This is a genomic window from Amycolatopsis cynarae, assembly GCF_026802195.1.
In the GTDB taxonomy this organism is placed as follows: Bacteria; Actinomycetota; Actinomycetes; order Mycobacteriales; family Pseudonocardiaceae; genus Amycolatopsis_E; species Amycolatopsis_E rhizosphaerae.
This window is the reverse complement of sequence record NZ_CP113836.1, coordinates 2,161,907-2,183,598: the sequence shown is the minus strand read 5'-3', so window position 1 is coordinate 2,183,598 and position 21,692 is coordinate 2,161,907. Positions and strand designations below refer to the sequence as shown.

General features: G+C 71.8%; 20 protein-coding genes. 5 read left to right on the top strand and 15 right to left on the bottom strand.

All coding sequences use genetic code 11. From position 1 onward, the window contains the following. Window positions 1-72: 72 nt before the first annotated feature. Entirely contained in the window at window positions 73-558 is a 486-nt protein-coding gene (locus ORV05_RS10305; RefSeq protein WP_268758226.1) for a carboxymuconolactone decarboxylase family protein, read from the bottom strand. A 153-nt stretch (window positions 559-711) separates the two neighbouring features. On the opposite strand from ORV05_RS10305, the gene ORV05_RS10300 reads away from it, so the two are divergent. Next, on the top strand, window positions 712-1,521 hold the full coding sequence (locus ORV05_RS10300; RefSeq protein ID WP_268758225.1) for a TIGR02452 family protein: 810 nt from the start codon (window positions 712-714) through the stop codon (window positions 1,519-1,521). Between the two features lie 55 nt (window positions 1,522-1,576). On the opposite strand, the gene ORV05_RS10295 is transcribed toward ORV05_RS10300, so the two are convergent. From ORV05_RS10295 to ORV05_RS10255, 9 genes are all read right to left on the bottom strand, one after another. Beyond that, window positions 1,577-2,854, bottom strand: a complete 1,278-nt coding sequence (locus tag ORV05_RS10295; RefSeq protein ID WP_268758224.1) for an aminotransferase class I/II-fold pyridoxal phosphate-dependent enzyme — start codon at window positions 2,852-2,854, stop codon at window positions 1,577-1,579. Window positions 2,855-2,992: 138 nt separating this feature from the next. Then, on the bottom strand, window positions 2,993-4,828 hold the full coding sequence (gene iolD / locus ORV05_RS10290) for a 3D-(3,5/4)-trihydroxycyclohexane-1,2-dione acylhydrolase (decyclizing) (protein ID WP_268758223.1): 1,836 nt from the start codon (window positions 4,826-4,828) through the stop codon (window positions 2,993-2,995). Beyond that, window positions 4,825-5,721 (bottom strand): 5-deoxy-glucuronate isomerase, encoded by an 897-nt coding sequence (gene iolB / locus ORV05_RS10285; RefSeq protein WP_268758222.1) that lies wholly within the window; start codon window positions 5,719-5,721, stop codon window positions 4,825-4,827. Before iolB ends, iolD begins: the two co-directional genes overlap by 4 nt. Continuing rightward, window positions 5,718-6,620: a Cgl0159 family (beta/alpha)8-fold protein gene (locus ORV05_RS10280; RefSeq protein ID WP_456062019.1), complete on the bottom strand. Its 903-nt coding sequence runs from the start codon at window positions 6,618-6,620 to the stop codon at window positions 5,718-5,720. Before ORV05_RS10280 ends, iolB begins: the two co-directional genes overlap by 4 nt. A gap of 2 nt (window positions 6,621-6,622) precedes the next feature. Further along, window positions 6,623-7,555, bottom strand: a complete 933-nt coding sequence (gene iolC, locus ORV05_RS10275; protein WP_268758220.1) for a 5-dehydro-2-deoxygluconokinase — start codon at window positions 7,553-7,555, stop codon at window positions 6,623-6,625. Further along, on the bottom strand, window positions 7,552-8,337 hold the full coding sequence (locus ORV05_RS10270) for an ATP-binding cassette domain-containing protein (protein WP_268758219.1): 786 nt from the start codon (window positions 8,335-8,337) through the stop codon (window positions 7,552-7,554). The genes iolC and ORV05_RS10270 overlap by 4 nt, the downstream gene beginning before the upstream one ends. Then, window positions 8,334-9,377 carry an ABC transporter permease gene (locus ORV05_RS10265; RefSeq protein WP_268758218.1) on the bottom strand — a complete coding sequence of 348 codons (1,044 nt, stop codon included), beginning with the start codon at window positions 9,375-9,377 and terminating at the stop codon, window positions 8,334-8,336. Before ORV05_RS10265 ends, ORV05_RS10270 begins: the two co-directional genes overlap by 4 nt. A gap of 13 nt (window positions 9,378-9,390) precedes the next feature. Then, complete coding sequence (locus ORV05_RS10260; RefSeq protein ID WP_268758217.1) at window positions 9,391-10,386, bottom strand: sugar ABC transporter substrate-binding protein; 996 nt, start codon at window positions 10,384-10,386, stop codon at window positions 9,391-9,393. 32 nt (window positions 10,387-10,418) lie between these two features. Further along, window positions 10,419-11,297 carry a TIM barrel protein gene (locus ORV05_RS10255; RefSeq protein WP_268758216.1) on the bottom strand — a complete coding sequence of 293 codons (879 nt, stop codon included), beginning with the start codon at window positions 11,295-11,297 and terminating at the stop codon, window positions 10,419-10,421. A 354-nt stretch (window positions 11,298-11,651) separates the two neighbouring features. On the opposite strand from ORV05_RS10255, the gene ORV05_RS10250 reads away from it, so the two are divergent. From ORV05_RS10250 to ORV05_RS10240, 3 genes are read left to right on the top strand one after another with little or no spacing between them, the layout of a single operon-like run. Continuing rightward, entirely contained in the window at window positions 11,652-12,635 is a 984-nt protein-coding gene (locus tag ORV05_RS10250; RefSeq protein ID WP_268758215.1) for a LacI family DNA-binding transcriptional regulator, read from the top strand. Between the two features lie 7 nt (window positions 12,636-12,642). Beyond that, on the top strand, window positions 12,643-14,136 hold the full coding sequence (locus ORV05_RS10245) for a CoA-acylating methylmalonate-semialdehyde dehydrogenase (RefSeq protein WP_268758214.1): 1,494 nt from the start codon (window positions 12,643-12,645) through the stop codon (window positions 14,134-14,136). Window positions 14,137-14,177: 41 nt separating this feature from the next. Beyond that, window positions 14,178-15,179 carry a Gfo/Idh/MocA family protein gene (locus tag ORV05_RS10240; protein ID WP_268758213.1) on the top strand — a complete coding sequence of 334 codons (1,002 nt, stop codon included), beginning with the start codon at window positions 14,178-14,180 and terminating at the stop codon, window positions 15,177-15,179. A 21-nt stretch (window positions 15,180-15,200) separates the two neighbouring features. On the opposite strand, the gene ORV05_RS10235 is transcribed toward ORV05_RS10240, so the two are convergent. Next, complete coding sequence (locus ORV05_RS10235) at window positions 15,201-15,905, bottom strand: hypothetical protein (RefSeq protein WP_268758212.1); 705 nt, start codon at window positions 15,903-15,905, stop codon at window positions 15,201-15,203. A 142-nt stretch (window positions 15,906-16,047) separates the two neighbouring features. Here ORV05_RS10235 and ORV05_RS10230 point away from each other — a divergent pair, with 142 nt between their 5' ends. After that, window positions 16,048-17,232: a patatin-like phospholipase family protein gene (locus ORV05_RS10230; protein WP_268758211.1), complete on the top strand. Its 1,185-nt coding sequence runs from the start codon at window positions 16,048-16,050 to the stop codon at window positions 17,230-17,232. A gap of 110 nt (window positions 17,233-17,342) precedes the next feature. Here ORV05_RS10230 and ORV05_RS10225 read toward each other — a convergent pair whose 3' ends face one another. Genes ORV05_RS10225 through ORV05_RS10210 form a run of 4 tightly spaced genes read right to left on the bottom strand, consistent with a single transcriptional unit; the run spans window position 17,343 to window position 21,690 of the window. After that, window positions 17,343-17,675 (bottom strand): CU044_2847 family protein, encoded by a 333-nt coding sequence (locus tag ORV05_RS10225; RefSeq protein WP_268758210.1) that lies wholly within the window; start codon window positions 17,673-17,675, stop codon window positions 17,343-17,345. 21 nt (window positions 17,676-17,696) lie between these two features. Then, entirely contained in the window at window positions 17,697-19,064 is a 1,368-nt protein-coding gene (locus tag ORV05_RS10220; protein WP_268758209.1) for an ABC transporter substrate-binding protein, read from the bottom strand. Continuing rightward, window positions 19,055-20,251, bottom strand: coding sequence for a hypothetical protein (locus tag ORV05_RS10215; protein ID WP_268758208.1), 1,197 nt, complete (start codon window positions 20,249-20,251; stop codon window positions 19,055-19,057). Before ORV05_RS10215 ends, ORV05_RS10220 begins: the two co-directional genes overlap by 10 nt. Continuing rightward, window positions 20,248-21,690: a VWA domain-containing protein gene (locus tag ORV05_RS10210; RefSeq protein ID WP_268758207.1), complete on the bottom strand. Its 1,443-nt coding sequence runs from the start codon at window positions 21,688-21,690 to the stop codon at window positions 20,248-20,250. The genes ORV05_RS10215 and ORV05_RS10210 overlap by 4 nt, the downstream gene beginning before the upstream one ends. Window positions 21,691-21,692 lie beyond the last annotated feature (2 nt).

Here is a 21,692-nt window from a genome sequence, read left to right as displayed (position 1 = left end):
TAGTGGCCGCCGTTTCCCGCGGCCGCGGGCCCGCGCCGGGAGGCGCGGGCCCGGCCGGGATCCGGCCGCCGCTCAGCTCATCATGCTCTCGAACATGCCGGGCTCGTAGGAACCCGCCGGCTGGCGCACGATCACGTTCATCCGGTTGGCCGCGTTGATCACGCCGAGCAGGCAGACCAGCGCGGCGATCTGGTCGTCGTCGTAGTGCTCGCGCACCTCGGCCCAGGTCTCGTCGGACACGCCCTGGTGGGCGTCGGCGAGCCGGGTGCCCTCCTCGGCGAATGCCAGCGCGGCCCGCTCGGCCTCGGTGAACACGGTGGCCTCGCGCCAGGCGGCGACCAGGTTGATGCGCACCGCGGCCTCACCGGCGGCCGCCAGTTCCTTGGTGTGCATGTCGATGCAGAGGCCGCAGCCGTTGATCTGGCTGGCGCGCAGCGACACCAGTTCCCGGGTTGCCTTCGGCAACGGCGAGCCTTCGATCACGAGACTGGCGTTGGCGAACCGCTTGCTGAACTTGACGGCGAGCTCGTTGCCGAGCAGATCGAATCGAGCGTTCATGACTTCGTCCTCACTCGTTGGTGTTGCGGAACGAACACCAGACACCGGCTGCCCCCGCCTTGTGACAGCGCGCCTTCGTGACGGGCGCCACAGGGAGGTGGGCATACGGTAAACCGGTTGGCGGCCGTCGCATCGCCTGCGACGATGCACGCGATGAGCAAGCGACTGCGCGAAATCGCGCACGAGACGGTCGAAATCGTGGACCGCGGGTCCTATCAGGCGTTCGGCGGGCAGGTCGCGATCGGTGACGCCGTGGGCCGCGCCGTCGCCGGTACGCGCCTGCATCTGCCGGACGAGCCCTTGCCGGAACCCCCTCGGCTCGACGGCCCGCCCGCCGTCGAAGTCACCAACGAATCGAGCCTGACGGCCGCCCGGCGACTCGGTGAAGGCACTGCCTGCCTGGTGTTCGCTTCGGCCCGCAACCCCGGCGGCGGCTTCCTCAACGGCGCGCAGGCGCAGGAGGAGACGATCGCCCGCGGTTCCGCGCTGTACGCCTGTCTCCGTGCGGCTCCGGAATTCTACGCACACCACCGGTCGCGGCCCGGACTCACCTACAGCGACCGGGTCATCTACTCCCCCGGCGTGCCGGTGTTCCGTGACGAGGAGGACACGCTGCTGACCGAGCCGTATCCGGTGTCGTTCCTGACCGCAGCGGCGCCCAACCGCGCCGCGCTCGCCCGCAACCAGCCCGAACGGGCGGCCGGAGTCCCGGCGATCCTGTCACGGCGGGCACGCCGCGTCCTCGCGGTGGCCGCCGCGCACGGCCACCGCAGGCTCGTGCTCGGCGCGTGGGGCTGCGGGGTGTTCGGCAACGACCCGGAACTCGTGGCCAGCACGTTCGCCGCCGCCCTGGCCGACAGCCCGTGGTTCAGCCAGGTGACCTTCGCGGTCCTGGACCGCCGTCCCGGGCACCGCACCTACACCGCCTTCGCCGACGTGCTGGGCCGGCTCAGCATCCGGTAACTCCGGTGCGTGGCCCGCCTGGGGTGAGCCGTGAAGGGTCCCTTCACGGCACGGGTCAGGAGCGGGTGGCGAGGAGTTTCTCGGTGGCGACGAGGCGGACGCAGGTGGCCAGGCCCGAGATCGCCGCCTCGACCTCCGGCAGGGCGGGGTAGCTCGGGGCGATGCGGATCAGGCGGTCGGCCGGGTCGTCGCCGTAGGGGTGGGTGGCCCCGGCGGGGGTGAGCACGATGCCCGCCTCCCCGGCCTTGGCGACCACCTCGCGCGCACAGCCCTCGGGCACTTCCAGGCTGACGAAGTAGCCGCCGGCCGGGCGGGTCCACGAGGCCAGGCCGGTGCCGCCCAGCTCGGCGGTGAGAATCCTGTCCACGGCGTCGAACTTGGGCCGCAGCAGCGCCGCGTGGCGGCGCATGTGCTCCCGCAGCCCCTCGGCGTCCCGCAGCAGCCGCACGTGCCGCAGCTGGTTGACCTTGTCCGGCCCGATGCTGCGCTTGGACGTGTGGCTCAGCCACCACCGGATGTTGGCCTCGGAGGAGCCGAAGAAGGCGACCCCGCCGCCCGCGAAGGTGATCTTCGAGGTGGAGCCGAAGACGAACGCGCGGTCGGGGTGGCCGTGCTCGGCGCAGAGCGCGAGCAGGTCGGCGATCTCGGCGGGCTCATCGGTGAGGTGGTGTACCGCGTAGGCGTTGTCCCAGAAGATCCGGAAGTCCGGGGCCGCGGTGGTCATGGCCGCCAGCCGCCGCACGGTTTCGTCCGCGTAGACGGCCCCGTCCGGGTTGCTGTACTTCGGCACGCACCAGATGCCCTTCACCCTCGGGTCCTGGCCCGCGAGCCGTTCGACGACGTCCATGTCCGGACCGTCGCCCGTCATCGGCACCGGGATCATCTTGACGCCCAGCCGTTCGCACACCGCGAAATGCCGGTCGTAGCCGGGCACGGGGCACAGGAACGCCACCTCCGGCTCCTCGACCCAGCGCCGCTGCGCCCCCGGAAGCACGCCCAGCATCGCGAAGACCACGGCGTCGTGCATCAGTTCCAGGCTGGAGTTCCCGGCGGCCAGCAACCGCTCCACCGGAACCTGCAGGGCCTCGCTGAAGATCGCCCGCAGCTCCGGCAGTCCCTGCAGCCCGCCGTAGTTGCGCACGTCGGTGCCGTCGGCGGCGACCGCGGGCCCGGCCGCTTCCAGCAGCCCGTCGGACAGGTCGAGCTGGCTCGGCGACGGCTTGCCCCGGGTGAGGTCCAGCTTCAGGCCGCGCGCCGAGAGGGCCAGGTAGTCCTGGCGGGCACGATCGCGCTGAGCGGTCAGCTCTTCGATGGTCAAGGCTGGAGCGGTCACCGGAGTCCCTTCACTGTGCAAGATGGACGACGCCTGACACCCTATGCCGCCGGCAGGGCCCCGCAAATTCTCGGTGTTCGCGCGGCTTCCCGCGCGATATGTTCCGCCCCGAAGCCGCTTTCACCGCAAGCAGCCGTCTCAGCCGAGGTAGCGGATCTGGCCGGGTTTCGCCGCGTCGAAGGCGGCTCGCCCGGCCAGGTGCTCCGGCACGCCGACCTCCCACCAGGCCCCGGCCTCGGTCCAGGCCGACGGCTGCGTCTTCACCACGACCACCGCCGGGCGCTTCGCGGCCACCGCCGCCTCCCTCGCCCGCGCGTACGCCGCGCGTAATTCGTCCACAGTGGAGGCCGAAAAAACCACGCAGCCCAGCGACTCGGCATGGCGCGCGAAATCGACGCGGGGCGGGGAGGCGTGCGATGTGGTGCAGTCGGCGTAGAAGTTGTTGTAGGGCTTGGCTCCCTGGCCTTCCTGCAGCCGGGCGATCACGGCGTAACCGTCGTTGTCGCACACCACCGCGACGAACGGGTGTCCCGCGAAGGCCGCCGAGAACAGCTCCGAGTTCAACATCAGGTACGAGCCGTCGCCGAGCAGCGTGGTCACCAGGCCCGGTTCGTGCGCGATCGCGGCACCCCAGGCGCCGGACAGCTCGTAGCCCATGCACGAGAAGCCGTATTCGACGTCCATGCTCACCCGGCCGGAGCCACGCCATCCGCCGATCAGCTCGCCGGGCAGCCCACCGGACGCGGTCATCACGTAGTCGTGCGCCTCGGAAAGCCCGTTGACCACCCCGACGACCTGCGCGTACGACGGAACGTCCGCGTCCGCGCCGCGCAGCGCGTCGATGCGACCGTCCCATTCGGCCCGTTCGGCGGCGGCTCGCGAAGACCACGAAGACCCGGCCCGCCAGCCGGTCAGCCGCTCGCCGAGATCCGCCAGCCCGGCGTCGGCGTCGCCGACCACGGCCAGCGCGCCGTGCTTGACCGCGTCGAACCGGGCCGCGTTGAGCGTGACGAGCCGGACCTCCGGCGAGAACACCGTCCACGACGCCGTGGTGAAGTCCTGCAGCCGCGTGCCCACCGCCAGCACCACGTCCGCCTCGGCGGCCAGCGCGTTCGCCGACGACGAGCCGGTGATGCCCAGCGGCCCGGCGTACAGCGGATGGGCGTGCGGCACCAGGGTCCGGCCCGCCGTGGTCTCGGTGACCGGAATGCCGTGCCGCTCCGCGAAATCCAGGGCGCGCGCCGCGGCACCGGAGTAGCGGACGCCGCCGCCGAGGACCAGCAGGGGCCGCCGCGACGCCCGCAGCACACCGGCGGCGTCGGCCACCGACCGCGCGTCCGGGCGCGGGCGCGGCGGCCGGTGCGTGACCGGGGTGAACAACGAGTCCGGGAAGTCGTGGCTCTCGGCCTGGACGTCCTGCGGCAGGGCCAGGGTCACCGGCCCGGAGTCGGCCGGATCGGTGAGCACGCGCGCCACCTGCGGCAGCGTGGCGATCAGCTGCCCGGGCCGGGTGATCCGGTCGAAATACCGGCTCACCGCGCGGAAGGCGTCGTTGACCGTCGTGGTCGCGTCGCCGAAGTGCTCGACTTGCTGGAGCACCGGATCGGGCGCGCGGCTGGTGAAGGTGTCGCCCGGCAGCAGCAGCACCGGGAGCCGGTTCGCGTGCGCGACCCCGGCCGCGGTGACCATGTTCAGCGCGCCGGGCCCGATCGACGAGGTCGCCACGCACACCTGGCGCCGGTGCGCCGCCTTCGCGTACGCGATCGCCGCGAGCGCCATGCCCTGCTCGGTGTGCCCGCGCCACACCGGGATCTCGTCGCGATGCTCCTCCAGTGCGGAGCCGAGACCGAGCACGTTGCCGTGCCCGAAGATCGCGAACACCCCGGGGAAGAGCGGGACCTCCCGGCCGTCCAGGGTTTCCGAACGCTGGGCCAGCAACCACTTCACCAGCGCCTGCGCCGTCGTCAGCCTCATCGGACACGTCCTTCGTGACTCGTCACCGGGCAGCGGGGGTCGCGTTCCCGCCCGGCCCAGGTGTCGCGGATCCAGCCGTGCGCCGGGTCGTCGCAGAACGCCATCGAGCGGTGCGCCCCGGGCCCGGCGAGCACGTTCAGGTAGTACATCGGGTACCCCGGCGCGGCCACGCACGGTCCGTGGTAGCCGCGCGGGACGAGGAAGACGTCACCGTCGCGCACCGCGGCGTCCTCGTCCAGCGCACCGTCCGAAGTGTACGTCCGGTGCAGACCGAAACCCTCCCGGGAGGGCGTGGTCCCGTCCCGCCCCGCGATGCGGAAGTAGTAGATCTCCTCGTTGACCACTTCACATTCGGTGGCCTCGTCGTGCTTGTGGGGCGGGTACGACGACCAGTTCCCGTCCGGCGTGATCAGTTCGCAGGCGCTGAGCCGGTCCGCGTGCTCCCACACCCCGGGCACGCCGAAGTTGGTCACCTGCCGGGTCGCCTGCCCCGCGCCGCGGACTTCCACGGGGACCTCCTCGGCCGGGCCGCACTTCGGCTCCAGCCGCCGCGCGCACCTCGCCATCGGCAGCGCGACTTCGATTCCCTCCACTGTGGACAGTCTCATTACGGCGTCACGGGGGACATACGCGAAGTCCGTCACGCGGGTGAACACCGAGGAACGCCCGGCCAGCTCGAAGGCCAGCCCGTCCACTTCGACGGTGACCGAACCGGCCAGCGGCAGCACGAACATCTCGAACTCGCCGGTGTGCAGCACGCGGGCCTCGCCGGGCGCGAGCCGGAGCACCCGGAGCCCGGTGTAGTCCCAGCCCGCGATCTCCGGGGTCAGCCGGACGGGATCGGCGCCGTCGGACAGTGTCCCCAGTGGACGGTGCAACCGGCTGTGCGTCATTTCGCGGCCTCCAGGATCTTCGCGGCGGCGTCCACGGCGGCGCCGACGTCCCCGTCCGGCGGGTAGAGCAGGGTGCGGCCGACGACCAGGCCCCGCACCACCTCGTGGCTCAGCGTGCGGCCCCACGAGGCGAGGTCGGCCGCCGGATCACCCGAGGGCACACCCCCGAGGACGGCCACCGGCAGCGTCGTGGCGCCGAGCACCGCCGGATCGTCCGTGGACGGCAATTTCAGCCAGGTGTGGGCCGAGGTCGTACCGAGCCCGGAAGCCACCGTCACCGCCCGCGCCAGCGCGGCGGAATCCTTGCGTAGCACCAGTTTCCCGGCAGCCCATGCGTAGGGCAGTGGCTCGACCATGGCCATCAGCCCGTGGGCGGCCAGCGCGGTGACCGCCTCGGCGCAGGCGTGCAGCGTCGGCACCGTGCCCCGGTCCGAATCGACCAGCCGCAGCAGCATCTTGCCGCCGTCGAGCCCGTATTCGGCCAGCGAACGGGCGTCGTACCCGGTGAACCGGTCGTCGATCTCCCAGTCCGCCCCGGCCAGCCCGCCGCGGTTCATCGAGCCGATCACGACCTTGTCGTGCAGCGCGTCCAGCAGCAGCAGTTCCTCGATCACGTCCGGCGTGCCGAGCACCCCGTCCACCGCGGGGTGCGCCAGCGCGATCAGCAGTCGCCGCAGCAGCGTGCGCCGGTCCGCCATGGCCAGCGGGTCGCCGCCGACGCCGAGCGCGCCCCGGGCCGGATGATCGGCGGCGACCAGGAACAGCGTCCCGGCCTCCGACAGCAGACGGCTCCGCCGCTTCCGCGTCGCGTACGCCCGCCGCACCGCCCCCGGATCGCTCGCCCGGACGCGCAGCAGTTCGCGCCAGCGCTCCTCGGACAGGCTATCCACGGTCTCCAGGGTCACAGCAGCTCCTCGATCTCGCTCGCGGTGGGCATGGCGTCCGCGCAGGCCAGGCGCGACGCGACCAGCGCGCCGGCGGCGTTGGCGTACTCGGCCGTCCGCACCGGGTCCCAGCCGGACAGCAGCCCGTGGATCAGCGCGCCGCCGAAGCCGTCTCCGGCACCGAGCCCACAGACCACCTCGACGCGCTTCGGCGGCACCGTCCACCGGCCCTGAGGCGTGGCGACGAGCACTCCGTCCGCCCCCTTCTTGATCAGGACCAGCCGCACCCCGCGCGCCAGCATCCGGTCCGCGGCCATCTCCGGATCGGCGGTGCCCACGGCCACCTCGGCCTCGGCGCGGTTGCCGACCGCGACGGTCACGTGGTCGAGCATCCCGCCGATCTCGGCCCGCGCGGTCGCCGCGTCCGGCCAGAACATCGGCCGGTAGTCCAGATCCAGCACGGTGTGCTCCCGCCGCCCGCGGGCCCGCAGGATCCGGTGCTGGGTGGCCCGGGCCGGCTCCGCCGAAACGCCGGTTCCGGTCACCCACAGCAGCGGCACCGACTCGACGAGCTCCCACGGCACGTCCTCGCCGGTGAGCGTGAGGTCGGGCGCGATCGGGGCGCGGTAGAACAGCAGCGGCGGGTCGGCGGGCGGGTTCAGCTCGCAGAACACCACCGGGGTCAGCAGGCCCTCCGTGGTGCCCACATAGGAGGGTGACACGCCGAACCCGGCGAGCGCTTGGCGGACGTAGTCGCCGAAGCCGTCCGGCCCGACCTTGGTGAGCACCGCCGTGGAGCGGCCCAGCCGGGCGGCGGCGACCGCGACGTTGGTCGCGGTGCCGCCGAGCGACTTGGCGAAGGTGCGGACCCCGGCCAGCGGAACCCCGCTCTGCTCGGGATAGAGGTCCACCCCGACCCGGCCGATCGTCAACGCCTCGACACGGCTCATCCGGCGGTTCCCGCCTGCCGCAGTTCGTGCTCCAGCGCCTCCAGTTCCGCGCCGCCCGCCATCTGCCTCGTCAGCTCCGGCAGGTCGATGTCGGATTTCTCGTACGCCCCGAGTGCGGCGCCCCGCTTGAGCAGCAGGAAGCGGTCGGCGACCGGATAGGCGTGATGCGGGTTGTGCGTGATCAGCACGACCCCGAGGCCCCGGTCACGGGCCTGGGCGACGTACTTCAGCACCACCCCGGCCTGCTTGACCCCGAGCGCGGCCGTCGGCTCGTCGAGGATCAGCACCTTCGCGCCGAAGTGCACCGCCCGCGCGATCGCCACGCACTGCCGCTCGCCACCGGAGAGCGTGCCGACCGGCTGCTCCACGTCACGCAGGTCGATGCCCATGTCGGAGAGGGCCTTCTTCGTCGTGTCCCGCGCCTTCCTGCGGTCCAGGGCGCGGAACGGGCCCCAGCCGACGGTCGGTTCGGAGCCGAGGAAGAAGTTGCGCCACACACTCATCAGCGGTACCACCGCCAGGTCCTGGTACACCGTCGCGATGCCGCGGTCGAGGGCTTCGCGCGGCGACGAGAACCGCACGGGAGTGCCCTCGACCAGGAATTCGCCGCGATCGTGCTGGTGCACCCCGGCCAGGATCTTGATCAGGGTGGACTTCCCGGCGCCGTTGTCCCCCAGCACGCAGGTGACCTGACCGGCACGGACCACAGTGGACACGTCCCGCAGCGCGATCACGCTGCCGTAGGTCTTGCCGACCTCGCGGACTTCGATCAGCGGAGTCATCGCCGCACCCTTTCCGCTCGCCGCCGGAAGGCGTTGTTGACCAGGACCGCGGCCAGCAGCATGATGCCGAGGAACAGCATGAACCAGTCGCTGTTCCACTGGGCGAACACGATGCCCTGGCGGGCCATGCCGAAGATCAGCGCGCCGATCGCGGCGCCCACCGCCGAGCCGAACCCGCCGGTGAGCAGGCAGCCGCCGATCACCGCGGCGATGATGTACTGGAACTCCAGCCCGATCCCCTGGTTGGCCTGCACGCTGGCGAAGCGCAGGATGTTGATCGAGCCGACCAGCCAGGCACCCAGCGCGGTGGTCATGAACAGCAGGATCTTCGTGCGCACCACCGGCACGCCGACGGAGCGGGCCGCGAACTGGGCGCCACCGACGGCGAAGATCCAGTTGCCGAACCGGGTGCGCACCAGCACCCACGCCGCGACCGCGGTGACGGCCACCCACCACAGGATCGAGGACTGGAACCGCGTGCCGCCGAGGTCGAACGTCGAGGCGAACAGCGCCCCCGCCGATTCGTAGCCGTCCGTGGCCCGCATGCCCGAAACCTGCACGGTCGAGGTGACCAGCCGCGTCACGCCGAGGTTGAGGCCCTGCAGGGCCAGGAACGACCCCAGCGTGACGATGAAGCTGGGCAGGCCGGTCTTCATCACCAGCCACCCGTTGAACGCGCCGACGGCGAGGGCGAAGACCAGCGACACCAGCAGCGCGAGCCAGACGTTCCAGCCCGCCTGCGTCGCCAGGATCGCGGTGACCAGCGACGTCGACGCCGTCATCACCCCGGCCGACAGGTCGAACTCGCCACCGACCATGAGCAGCGCGACCACCACGGCCATGATGCCCAGGGCGGAGGAGTCGTCGAGCCAGGTCGCCACGCCCAGCGGGCTGAGGAACTGGCCGGTGACGATCGAGAAGAACAAGAACACCAGGATCGCGCCGAGCAGCGCGCCGATCTCCGGCCGGATCACGAGCCGGTCGGCCAGCCGGGGCCTGGCCAGCCGTTCGTCGGGTTGTGCCTGGAACGTCGCGGTCATCACCGGCCTCCCGTCACCGCGTGCCGCGCTGGACGTACGGCGCGACCGTGTCGATGTTGGTCCTGTCGACGAAGCCGGGGCCGGTCTGCACCGGGTGGCCGCCGCCGAGCGTGTTGGCGTTTTCCTTGTACAGCTTGAGCATCACGATCGGCAGGTAGCCCTGTTCGTACTGCTGCTGGTCCACCGCGAACAGGATGCTGCCGTCCTTGATCCCCGCGGCCACGTCGGCGTTGAGGTCGAAGGTGGCGACCTGCGCCTTGGAGTTCGCGCTCTTCGCCGCGCTCACCGCGCGGGCCGCGACCTGGGAGTTCAGCGCCAGCACGGCGTCGATCGACGGGTCGGACTGCAGCGCGCCGCGGATGCGCGACTCGGCGTCGGCCGGGTTGGAGATGTCGACCTGCAGCGTGGTGACGTCGCCGAAGGCCTGCTTCGCCCCGTCGCAGCGCTGGTTCTGCCCGATGTTGCCCGCCTCGTGGATGACGCACAGCAGTTTGGTCCTGCCCGCCGCCTTCAGCCGCTGGCCCGCCCCCTGGCCCGCCAGGCCCTCGCTCTGCCCGACGTGGGCGATCGCGCCGAACGCGGCGCTGAAGTCCTCCCCCGAGTTGATCGTGACGACCGGGATGCCCGCCTTCACCGCGTCCTGCACCGCGGTCTGCAGTGCCTGCGGGTTGGCCATCGACACGACCAGGCCGCCGACCTTCTGCGCGACCGCGTTCTCGATGAGTTTGGCCTGGTTGCCCGGGTCGCCGTCGGAGTAGTAGTCGACCCCGACGCCGAGGTCCTTGCCCGCCTGCTCGGCGCCGTTCTTCACCACGTTCCAGAACGCGTCGCCCGCACTGCCGTGCGTGACGACCGCGACCTTCAACGGCCCGCCGCCGCCGGGCGCGGCCGCGGTGGCACCGGTGCTCGCGGCGGGCTTGTCGGCGCTCGGGCCGCTACAGGCGGCGAGGGCCAGGCAGGCCGCGGCCAGTGCCGCGACCGCCGTGAAGCGCTTTCCGAATAGGGACACAGTCACTCCTTTGGGACCAGGGAAGGGAAACATCACTCGGTGATCTTGGTGAGATAGGCCAGGCTCCGCTCGGCGTCCCGTCGAGGTCGATCGTCCGGGCTCGCCTCGCCGAGGGCGGTGTCCTGTTCGAGGACGTACCAGCCTTCGTACCCGGCGGACTGGACGGAGCGCACCATCGCGGCCACGTCCACATCCCCCTCGCCGAGCGGCACGTACAGGCCCCGCCCGACCGCTTCGGTGTAGCCGAGCCGCCCCGCGCGGACCTCGGCGGCCAGTTCCCCGCGCACGTCCTTGGCGTGGACGTGGCCGACCCGGTCCGGGTGGCGCGCGGCCAGTTCGGCCGGATCGGTCCCGCCGATCATCAGGTGCCCGGTGTCCAGGCACAGGGCGAGGTCGGAATCGGCGAGGAACCGCTCGACCTCGGCCCGCCGTTCCACGTGCGTGCCGACGTGCGGGTGCAGCACGGTGCGCAGGCCGTGGCGAGCGGCGAGGTCCCGGATCTTCCCGGCGGTGCCGATCAGCGTGGCCCATTCCGCGCCGCTGAGCTCAGGGCGCTCGTCGTAGCCGTCGAGGCCGGTCGCGGCGGCCAGCACCAGGACCTCCGCGCCGCAGGCGGCGAGCAGCGCGGCCGATTCCCCGGCCTCCGCGAGGGCCTTTTCCTGGCCGGTGTGCATCACGACGGCGAGGAAACCGCCGACGAGGGTCAGGCTGTGGCGGGCGAGGAGTTCCCGCAGCCGGGCCGGGTCACGGGGGAGGTATCCGGGCGGCCCGAGTTCGGTGGCCGCCACCCCCAGTCGCGCCATCTCGCCGAGCACGGTCGCCGCCTCCAGCACCCGGCCCCAGCCGGGCACCTCGCACACGCCCCAGGAAATCGGTGCGGCCGCGATCCGGATCTTCGACGTCGTTGTCATCGATGCTCTCCCCGGAGGTCGTTAGGTTATTTCCCAGGCGGCGGAGCCGCTTGGGCCACGCTGTCAGCTTGCACCGCCGCGGGTTCTGACGTGGTCCCTCGCAGAAACGACACTGCCAGCTCCGACTGCGTTCAACACAGTGAATTGGCATTCATGAGGAGGAGATCCCACAGCGAGGGGCCGCGTCAGGTTCCGCTACCCGCACCGCCACGCAAACCACTCCCAACACAGGTCTTAGAGCGCTCTATTGATTAGAGCGCTCTAATCTTGTAGCGTCCGTCACAGCAAAGTCAAGGGCCCATTTCCGGGCCGTGACCCCGGGCCAGGGAAGGCGGTCGAAGGGTGCGTCCGACCATGGAGGATGTGGCCGCCCGCGCGGGCGTCTCCCGCGCGCTCGTCTCCCTGGTGATGAGGAATTCCCCGAAGGTCTCCGACACGCGGCGGGCCGCCGTGCTGCGGGCCGCCGAAGAGCTGGGCTACCAGCCGCACGTGCTGGCACGGTCCCTGGCCAGCCGGACCTCGACGGTGCTCGGCGTGATGGTTTCCGACCTGCGCAACGCCTTCTTCGGCGACGTCGTGGAGGGACTGGACGCGGCGGCACAGGCGGCCGGTTTCGACCTGATCCTCAACACCGGCGGCCGCAGCCCCTCGCGGGAGGCGAGCGCTCTGCGCGGCCTGCTGTCCTTCCGCCCCGCCGGGATCATCCTGCTGTCCCCGGTGGTTCCCGCGTCGGCGATCGAAGCCGCCGCCACGCAGTGCCCGGTCGTACTGGTGTCCCGCTCCAGCCGTTCCTCCCAGGTGGACACGGTGAACGACGACGGCGAAGCGGGCTCGGCGCTGGCCGTGGACCACCTGGCCGCTCTCGGCCATCGCCGCATCGCGCACCTCGACGGCGGAGGAGCGGCCGGAGCCGCGGCCCGCCGCCGCGGGTTCCAGCGCGCGATGCGGCGCCACGGGCTGGCGCCGATCGTGGTGCGCAGCGAACACACCGACACCGGTGGCGAACGGGCCGTCCGCGAGCTGCTGGCCGGCTTCGAGCGGGACAACCTGCCGACGGCGCTGGTGGCGGGCAACGACTTCAACGCCTTCGGTGCCATCTCCGCACTGGAGGAGGCCGGGCTCCGCGTGCCCGAGGACGTTTCCGTCGTCGGCTACGACAACACCTCGCTCGCCGCGCTGCGGCACGTGTCACTGACCACTGTGGACCAGCCGCGCACCGAAATGGGGCGCCTGGCCTTCGAAACACTGGCCGAACGCGTGCGCGGTGAGCGCACCGAGCCGGTCCGGCACCTGTTGCACCCCTCGTTGGTGGTCCGCTCCACCACGGCGCACATCTAGGAGAAGCATGTCCGAGCTCGTCCCGCACTGGATCGACGGCGCCCGCACGCCCGGCGGGTCCGAACGCCGCGGTCCGGTCTTCCAGCCCGCGACCGGCGAGGTGGCCCGTGAGGTCGCACTAGCCGGACCGTCCGATGTGGATGCCGCGGTGGCCTCGGCGGCCAAGGCCTCCCACGACTGGGCCGAGACCTCGCTCTCGGCGCGCACGAGGATCCTGTTCCGGTTCCGGGAACTCGTCGACGCACATCGCGGCGAACTCGCCCGGCTGATCACCGCCGAACACGGCAAGGTGCTCTCCGACGCCGACGGCGAGGTCCAGCGCGGGCTCGAAGTGGTCGAGTTCGCCACCGGGATCGCCCATCTGCTCAAGGGCGAGCACTCCGACGGCATCTCCCGCGGGGTCGACGCCCACTCGCTGCGCCAGCCGCTCGGTGTGGTCGCCGGGATCACCCCGTTCAACTTCCCGGTCATGGTGCCGATGTGGATGTTCCCGGTCGCCATCGCCTGCGGGAACACCTTCGTGCTCAAACCCTCCGACCGCGACCCCTCGGCGTCGGTGCGCCTGGCCGAACTGTTCACCGAGGCCGGGCTGCCGCCCGGCGTGCTCAACGTCCTGCAGGGCGACGCGGAGGCGGTCGACGCGCTGCTGAACCACCCCGGCATCGCCGCGGTGTCCTTTGTGGGCTCGACACCGATCGCGAAGCACGTCTACGCCACCGCCGCCGCGGCGGGCAAGCGCGTCCAGGCGCTCGGCGGGGCGAAGAACCACATGGTCGTGCTGCCCGACGCGGACATCGACGCCGCCGCCGACGCCGCCGTGTCCGCCGGTTACGGCAGCGCGGGTGAGCGCTGCATGGCGATCTCGGTCGTGGTAGCCGTCGGCGACCGCGGCGACGAACTCGTCGAGGCGATCGCCGCCCGCACCCGCGCGTTGAAGACCGGACCGGGAAGCGACGAGTCGTCGCAGATGGGCCCGGTGGTCACCGCCGCCGCCCGCGACCGCATCGTGTCCCTTGTGGACGCCGGGGAGGCGGCGGGTGCCCGCCCGGTCGTCGACGGGCGCGGCCAGGCCCCGGCAGGCCACGAATCCGGGTTCTGGGTCGGGCCGACGCTGCTCGACCACGTCACCCCGGCGATGCCGGTCTACACCGAAGAGATCTTCGGCCCGGTGCTGTCCGTCGTGCGCGCGGACAGCTTCGAAGCCGCGCTGGAACTGGTGAACGCCAACCCGTACGGCAACGGCGCCGCGCTGTTCACCACCGACGGGCTTGCCGCGCGCGAGTTCGAGCGCCGGGTCACCGCCGGGATGGTCGGCATCAACGTGCCGATCCCGGTGCCGATGGCCTACTACTCGTTCGGGGGCTGGAAGGACTCGCTGTTCGGCGACACCCATGTGCACGGCGCCGAGGGCGTCCGGTTCTACACCCGCGCCAAGGCGGTCACCACGCGGTGGCCGCGCCAGGCGCACGGGATCGACCTGGGCTTTCCCACCCATCGCTGAGCAAGACGGATGAGAACCGGAACGAAGGAGGGGAAGACACGATGAGGTTGGGACTGGCAGGCACCGGCCGGATCGGCACCGCCCACGCCGAGACCTTGAAGGGCTTCGACGAAGTCGATTCGGTGGTGGTGGCCGACGTCGACCCCGCGCGGGCCAGGGCCACCGCGGCGAAGCTGGGCGTGGAAGCGGCCGAAGGCATCGACGCGCTGTTCGCGGCGGGGCTGGACGGCCTGGTCGTCACCGCGGCCACCGACGCCCACCCCGCGCTGATCATCGCGGCGGTGGACGCGGGCATCCCGGTGTTCTGCGAAAAACCGGTCGCCGCGGACCTCGCCGGGACCCTCGCCGTACTCGACCGGATCGAGGGCTCGGACGTGCCGGTGCAGATCGGTTTCCAGCGCCGCTTCGACGCCGGGTACGGCGCGGCCCGCGCGGCGGTCGCGTCCGGCGAGCTGGGCCGGCTGCACACACTGCGCGCGACCACCTTCGACCCGGCGCCGCCCCCCGCCGAATACGTCGCGCACTCCGGCGGGCTGTTCCGGGACTGCGGCGTGCACGACTTCGACATCATCCGGTGGGTCAGCGGCCGGGAAGCCGAGGAGGTCTACGCCGTCGGCGCCAACCGCGGCGAGCGGTTCTTCGCCGACGCGGGCGACGTCGACACCGCGGCGGCGACGCTGACCCTGGACGACGGAACGCTCGCCACGGTGTCGCTCACGCGGTACAACGGCGCGGGCTACGACGTCCGCCTCGAGGCGCTCGGCTCGGTGGCCAACGTCGTCGTCGGCCTCGACGACCGGGCGCCGCTGCGGTCGGTCGAACCGGGCGTCGCACCGCTGCCCGGCCCGCCGTACCCCGGTTTCATGGAACGCTTCCGCCCGGCCTACACGGCCGAGCTGCGCGTTTTCCTCGACGTCGCCGCGCGCCGCGCGCCGTCCCCGTGCGGGGTCCGGGACGCCCTCGAAGCGTTCTCCATCGCCGAGGCGTGCGAGATCTCGCGGCGCGAACGCCGTCCGGTCCGCCTCGCCGAAGTCCGCCGCTGACCCCGGCAAAGTCGCAGCGGCCTAGCGAGGCGGAAGGCCGGGACGGCGGGGCACTCGCGGGCCGATCGCGGCACCGGCGACCGACAGCGCGGCACCCGCCACCAGCAGCCAGGGGCCCGGGCCCAGATCGCCGAGGTGGTCGCCACCGTCGGTCATGACCAGCAGGGTGGTCACGTGGTAGGCCAGGCAAAGGCCCGCGAGGACGGAGAGCAGGACCCGGGTCGGCCCGGTCCTGCCCTCCGCGAGGCTCTTCTTCGTCAGCCCGCCCCGTCGCTGGACGTTCTTGCGGGAGCGAAGCGCACCCAGCGCCCAGGGAATCGACACGACGGCGGCGAGCACCAGTGCGATGAACACGCCCTGCCCGACGTAGATCTTGACCCACCGCTGGGCGCCGGTGAGTCCGGTCGCGCGGCTCGCCGCCTCCTGGACCACCTTGCTGATGTCGGCGAACCTCGCGTCGCCGACCCATTTCAAGGCGAACAGGCCGACCATGGCCAGCGCCACACCGAGCAGGGCCGGGATGGCGCCCCAGCCGGGCAGTGTCAGCGGCGGCTCCGGGGGCGGCGCCTGTGGCGGATACGGCTGCTGCCACTGCGACGGCTGCTGCCACTGCGGCGACTGCCCCGGCTGTGGCGGCTGCCCTGGCTGTGGCGGCTGCCCTGGCTGTGGCGGCTGCTGCCAGCCAGGCTGCTGCTGCGGCCCCGGACCGAATCCCCCGTACGTCATGGGCCCGGATCATACTGTCCCCCGCCGCCGGGGGAAGGGAGCCGGGGAACCAACCGCTCTTTTGTCCACAATGGACGGTTTTCGTTCCGGTGGCACCGCCGGTCCCCCTCCTCCACAATGACCGCGGTGGGAGGCGAGGGACATGGCACAGGACATCCCGGCGGGCGATGCGGCGGACGGCGTCCCCGGTCCGGCGGATCCGGTCCGCTGCATTCCGGGCGACGAGGCGAAGACACCCCGGCAAGGCACCGGGCTGTGCCTTTCCGGCGGCGGATTCCGGGCCATGCTGTTCCACGCCGGTGTTCTCTGGCGGCTCAACGAGGCCGGTCGCCTCCCCGGCCTCGACCGGATATCCAGCGTGTCGGGCGGCTCGCTCACCGCGGGTGCCCTGGCCCGGTACTGGAACGCGCTGGACTTCGGCGGCACCGGTGTCGCGGCGGATTTCGAAGCCCTCGTGGTGAAGCCCCTGCGCGCGATGGCACGCCGGGACATCGACATCCCCGCGGTGCTCACCGGAGCCGCCCTGCCCGCCACCTCGATCGCCGACCGGGTCACGAAGGCCTACCGGCAACACCTGTTCGGCGACGTCACTCTGCACGACCTGCCGGTCCGGCCCCGCTTCGTGTTCAACGCGACGAACCTCGGGTCGGGGGTGCTGATGCGCTTCAGCCGCCCCTTCCTCGCCGACTACCGGGTCGGGCGCGTGCCGGACCCCACGCTCCCCCTGGCGGTCGCCGTCGCCGCGTCCTCCGCGTTCCCGCCCTTCCTGTCACCGTGCACCGTCGATCTGACCGGTGAAAACTGGATCACCGACCCGGGCAACGACCTCACCGGACCGGAGTACCGCGGCCGGGTCCGGCTCACCGATGGCGGTGTGTACGACAACCTCGGCCTGGAGACGGTGTGGAAGCTGTACCGGACCGTCCTGGTGAGCGACGGTGGTGGCCATCTGGGGGCGCAGGCCGACCCGCACCCCGACTGGCCGAGGCAGCTGCTCCGGGTCCTGGACGTCGTCGACAACCAGGTCCGCGCGCTACGCAAACGCCAGGTGATCGCCGCACTGAAGAGCCACGAGAGGGACGGGCTGTACCTCGGCATCCGCAGTCAGGTCGCCGACTACCACCTCGAAGACCCCATCCCGGCCGACCCGGAGCTGACCGGCCGTCTCGCGGCGCTCCCGACCCGCCTCGCCCCGCTCGACGACGAGCAGCAGGACCTCCTGATCAACTGGGGCTACGCGATCTGCGACACCGGCCTGCGGCGCCACCAGGACGGCACCCTCGGCAGGGGAACCCTCCCCTACCCCGATCGTCCGCTTCAGCGATGACCGGCTGGCGGCGGCCACCAGGGTTGTGCCCTCAAGGCGACCTTGAGGGCGTTTATGACCCTCAAGGCGACCATCAGGGCACCCAACACGGCGGGAGCGTGGGAGGCGGGTCAGCTCGCGGAGGGGGGTGGGGTGGCCCGCCAGGTCAGGGTGACCTCCAGGTTGCCCTCCACCCCGGTCTTCGCGATCACCGCCCCGGCCTCCACGTCCAGTTTGACGCCGAACTTCAGCTTGACCTCGTCCGGGCGGCGGCCCATCTGCCGGAACTGGTCCAGTGCGGCGCTCGCGGCGTGCTGCACCTTCTGCAGGGCCTGTTCGAAGGACTCCCCCACCGCGTCGACGACGCGGCCCGTCCGGCCCGCCCTGGTGAACCCCTCCTCCCCCGCGACCTCGACCACCACCGAACTGCCGTCGTCGAGCCGGAACCTGGTCAGCTGCGTCACCGGATCTTCCTCCCTGTCCTTTCAGAACTGTCCACAGTGGTAGTTCAGGGCGCGGTTGCCGGGATAGGCCTGTGCCGCCACCTTGTCCAGGTTCGCCAGCAGCGCGTGGACGTTCGCCGGGTCGGCGTAGCGGGCCGGGTCGCTCAGGAAAGCGAGCATCGCCTGGTTGAACGCGTTGCTCAGGCTCGACGGCATGAGGTCGGAGGCGTCGAGGCAGATCGGGGACCCGGTCAGGATCCGCGCCATGGACCTGCTCACCTCGTCGGGGTAGACGCCGAGCCCGATGGCGCGGTCCGGCGACAGCGCACCGCTGCCGGGACGGGCGGGCCAGATCCCCTGCGCCGCGTCGGAGGCCAGGAACTTCACCAGTTCCTTCGCCTGCGGGGTCTGCCGCACCAGTACCGCGAAATCGGCGGACACCTCATTGACGCCGGAGGAGGCCTCGCCGGTCTTCGGGAAGGGGAAGAAGTCGAAGTCCTTCCCCGGCTGGAGCCGGTTCTTCGTGTTGTCCACGGACGCGGCGTGGTAGAGGTAGCAGCCGGGCTTCGGCGTGGTGAACAGCGCCTGCCCGGCGTCGGCGAACCCGGTCAGGAGCGCGCCCTCACTGCCGCCGTTGACGTGTCCCGGTTCCGACACGAGTTCGGCCCAGGCGGTCAGTGCCTCGGCCAGCTCCGGCGAGTCGAACCGCGGCGCCGCACCGTCGGCCCAGCCCTGGTAGACGGCGGGCTCGAAGCGGTGCAACAGGATGTCCTCGATCCAGTCGGTGCCGGGCCAGCCGGAGACCGGGGTCGACTCCATGCCGAGGCACCAGGGCGTGCCGCCGTGCGCGGCGATCCGGCCGGTCAGGTCGACGAGCTGCGCCCAGGTCTTCGGTGGTTCGGTCCAGTCGGCCCCGAGCAACTGCTTCAGCGCGCCCGGGTTGTACCAGATCACGCTTTTCAGGCTCACCTTGACCGGCACGGCGTAGGTGCGGGTGCCGCCGGCGGGATCGATGACGCTCTGCACGGACGACCACTGCGGGCCGTAGCGGCCGTTCTGGTCGCCGAGCACGTCGTCGAGCGGCTGCAACGCTCCTTCGGCCGCGAAGGGTGCCAGTTGACCGGGGCTGGACAGCACCGCCAGATCGGCCTGGGTACCGGTCTGCAGGTCTTTCCGCAGTTCCTGGTCCAGTGCCCTGGTCGCGGGCCGGTACTCCACCCGGATCCCGGTTTGCGCGGTGAATTCCGCCAGCACCGCCTCGAAGGCCTTCTGCTCTTCCCCGGACCAGCTGGCGAGCACCGTGACCGGGCCGTCGCCGCCGTTCGCGGACGTGCAGGCCGTGGCGGCGAGCACGGCGGCCAGCAGGGCCAGCAGGAGGCGGACGGCGAATCCGCGCCGGTTCATGTCCATCGGTTCCGGTACTCCTTGATGCGGGGTTGCAGGCCGCCCAGCACCAGCACCCCGATGAGCAGGCCGAGCGCGGGCAGGATGTAGTCGAGTCCGTAACCGGTGTCGGCCGCGGCCCCGCTTTCGGTGGCGTTCCCGGCCAGCTCCACCTGCCTGCGGTACGGCTGCGCCATGGTCACCGTGGCGCAGGCGGTGCCGTCGCGGACGCACTGCTGGTTCAGCCGGGTCATGGTTCCGGCGGCGCCGGGCACGTCTTCGGCGGGAATCGGGCCGAAGGTCGCGGTGCGGGCCTGCACCAGCTGTTCGACGTTCGACCGCGCGTCCCGCAGCCGGTGCTCCGCCACCAGGGAGAACGCGGTGCCCGCGCCCAGGGCCAGCAGGAGCAGCGTGGCGGTGGCGAGACCGCGGTTGAAGGTGCGGCGGAACCTTCGGCTCAGGTAGCGCTGCGCCGAGAGCAGCACGCCGAGCAGGGCGAGCACGGGCAGCGCCCAGATCGGCACGGCCCAGCCGGACAACCAGAACGACGAGGACTGGCCGGCGAGCCGCTGCCGCTCGGCGTCCCGCACGCTGTCCAGTTCGGTGAGCACGGTGTCGTGCAGAAGCCGCGACGCGTAGATCACCTCGACCTGGCCGAGTGCCGCCGATCCCGCCGCGTAGTCGGCGTGGGCCTGCTCCACGAGCTGCCGGTATTCGGTCAGCCTGCTGTCGATCAACTGCAGCCGCGCGCTGCCGCGCGGCCCCGCTTCGCTCAGTTCCGCCAGTTGCTCGAGGTTCTGCCCGGCGAGGCTCATCTGGGTCTGGTAGTCGCTCGAGGGCCCGATGACCGGGGCGACGCCGGTGCCGAAGCTGCGCACCGCGGCGCTGTCCGCCTCGGCCAGTGCCTGCGACGCGGCGGACACCGCCATGATCGACGGCATGGTGCGCTGGGTGGCCGAATCCACGGTCTGGTGCACGAGATCGAACACCACCGACGAAGTGGCCAGTACCAGCAGGGTCAGCGTGACCAGCGCCAGCCGGAGCCGCCGTAGCGTCCACGCGGTGCGGCTTTTCCGCCTCCACGGCGGCGTTCCGGTTTCCTCCCGCCGGTCACGCAGCCACGATGGCGAAAGCGACAACAAGACAAGCCCTGCCTTGCGCAACATCGGTCCGGGGGCGCCGCGTTTTTCGCGGACGAGCAGGCGGGCGGTCACGACCGCTCCCCCACCGGCTCGAGCCGGTGCCCGCATCGCTCGCACACGTTCGCGTCCGGCACGTTGCCCCAGGCGCACTCGGGGCACTCCCGCACGGGTCCGCCGGCCACGGTGGCGACCTTCGGGCGACGGCCGGGGAACCGGCTGCTGCGGTTCGCCGTGACGTCCAGCCTTTTCAGTTCCCCCAGCCGGAAATCGCCGCGCAAGCGCACCTCGCCGCGCCCGGCGTCCACGATGTCCACCAGCCCGGCGAGCAGTTCCAGCATCTTCCGGTTGCCCGATTCGGTGGCGAGCCGGACCGCGAGCCCCAGCTGCTCCTCAGCCGTCTCGCGCTCGCCCGCGTCCGCCGCGGCGCAGCCGTCGCGAACGGCGTCGCCGAGCCGCTGCTGCCCTGTGTAGTGCGTGACCTTCGGATCCAGCTGGGTGACCAGCAGCACGTCGTCGGTCCAGTGCGCCAGCACCAGCTCGGGCGGGACGGAGATACGGCCCCCGGCGCCGCGGACGTCCAGCGAGACGCGCGCGGCCAGGGTGTCCTGCTCGAACGGCTTGCCGGTGGGGTCGACCTCCAGGCAGAGCTGGTATTCGCGCGTCTCGTCCGCCCAGGCGCCGGTGGCCAGCTTCACGGTGAGCTCGTCCTCGCGTGCGAGCTGACCGGTCAGGTCCACCACGCTCGGGAAGACCTGTTTGAGGTACCGCAGCCGCGCGCCGCCCAGGGTGCGGAGGCGGAGATCGACGTCGGGCACCACCTTGCGCATCGCGGTGCGCATCAGCTCGCGGAACTCGGCCGTCATGTCGCCGAATTCGGCCACCCCGCCGGCTTCCCCGTTGAGGGCGGCCACGATCCGCAGCAGCTCCCGCGGCTCCCACTGGTCGCCGATTCCCCGGACGTCGCAGACGAAGCGGCCGCGGACCTCGTCCAGCACGCGGCCGAGTTCCTCGGGTGTCTCGTGCTCGTTGCGCCCGTCGGTGAACAACATCGCGTGCCGCACCGCGTCCGGATGGGGTTCGAACAGCCTGCCCGCCAGCGTCAGCCAGGTGCCCATCGCGGTGCCGCCGTTGGCCACCAGCCGGTCCACGACGAGTTTCGCGTCCTCCTTCGTCACCGGGGACGCGGGCACCAGGCCGGGTTCGGGCGGGTAGGCGAGTTCGGCGTAGCCGGTGCCCGCGACGACCGCGAACAGCACGCCGTCGCGCAGCGCGTCGATCGCCGCGCGGGTGGCCCGGCGCGCGGCGATGATCTTGGCGCGCGGCATGTCCATCGACCCGGAGCAGTCGACGATGATGATCTCCGCGGCCTTCGGGGCGGCACCGGCGGCCCCGGGCCCGCCGCCGAGCCCGGACGCGGTCACCGTGATCACCGCCTCCACCTCCCGGTCGTTCCGGGCGAGGTACTTGTTCTGGCTCACCGAAACGGTGAAACCGCTCTCCCGCGCGCTCATCT

Bases quoted from the DNA above. Each gene is read 5' to 3' on its own strand.
- ORV05_RS10305 (WP_268758226.1), bottom strand. From the start codon at position 558: ATGAACGCTCGATTCGATCTGCTCGGCAACGAGCTCGCCGTCAAGTTC.
- ORV05_RS10300 (WP_268758225.1), top strand. From the start codon at position 712: ATGAGCAAGCGACTGCGCGAAATCGCGCACGAGACGGTCGAAATCGTG.
- iolD (WP_268758223.1), bottom strand. From the start codon at position 4,828: ATGAGGCTGACGACGGCGCAGGCGCTGGTGAAGTGGTTGCTGGCCCAG.
- iolB (WP_268758222.1), bottom strand. From the start codon at position 5,721: ATGACGCACAGCCGGTTGCACCGTCCACTGGGGACACTGTCCGACGGC.
- iolC (WP_268758220.1), bottom strand. From the start codon at position 7,555: ATGAGCCGTGTCGAGGCGTTGACGATCGGCCGGGTCGGGGTGGACCTC.
- ORV05_RS10270 (WP_268758219.1), bottom strand. From the start codon at position 8,337: ATGACTCCGCTGATCGAAGTCCGCGAGGTCGGCAAGACCTACGGCAGC.
- ORV05_RS10265 (WP_268758218.1), bottom strand. From the start codon at position 9,377: ATGACCGCGACGTTCCAGGCACAACCCGACGAACGGCTGGCCAGGCCC.
- ORV05_RS10255 (WP_268758216.1), bottom strand. From the start codon at position 11,297: ATGACAACGACGTCGAAGATCCGGATCGCGGCCGCACCGATTTCCTGG.
- ORV05_RS10250 (WP_268758215.1), top strand. From the start codon at position 11,652: ATGGAGGATGTGGCCGCCCGCGCGGGCGTCTCCCGCGCGCTCGTCTCC.
- ORV05_RS10245 (WP_268758214.1), top strand. From the start codon at position 12,643: ATGTCCGAGCTCGTCCCGCACTGGATCGACGGCGCCCGCACGCCCGGC.
- ORV05_RS10240 (WP_268758213.1), top strand. From the start codon at position 14,178: ATGAGGTTGGGACTGGCAGGCACCGGCCGGATCGGCACCGCCCACGCC.
- ORV05_RS10235 (WP_268758212.1), bottom strand. From the start codon at position 15,905: ATGACGTACGGGGGATTCGGTCCGGGGCCGCAGCAGCAGCCTGGCTGG.
- ORV05_RS10230 (WP_268758211.1), top strand. From the start codon at position 16,048: ATGGCACAGGACATCCCGGCGGGCGATGCGGCGGACGGCGTCCCCGGT.
- ORV05_RS10220 (WP_268758209.1), bottom strand. From the start codon at position 19,064: ATGGACATGAACCGGCGCGGATTCGCCGTCCGCCTCCTGCTGGCCCTG.
- ORV05_RS10210 (WP_268758207.1), bottom strand. From the start codon at position 21,690: ATGAGCGCGCGGGAGAGCGGTTTCACCGTTTCGGTGAGCCAGAACAAG.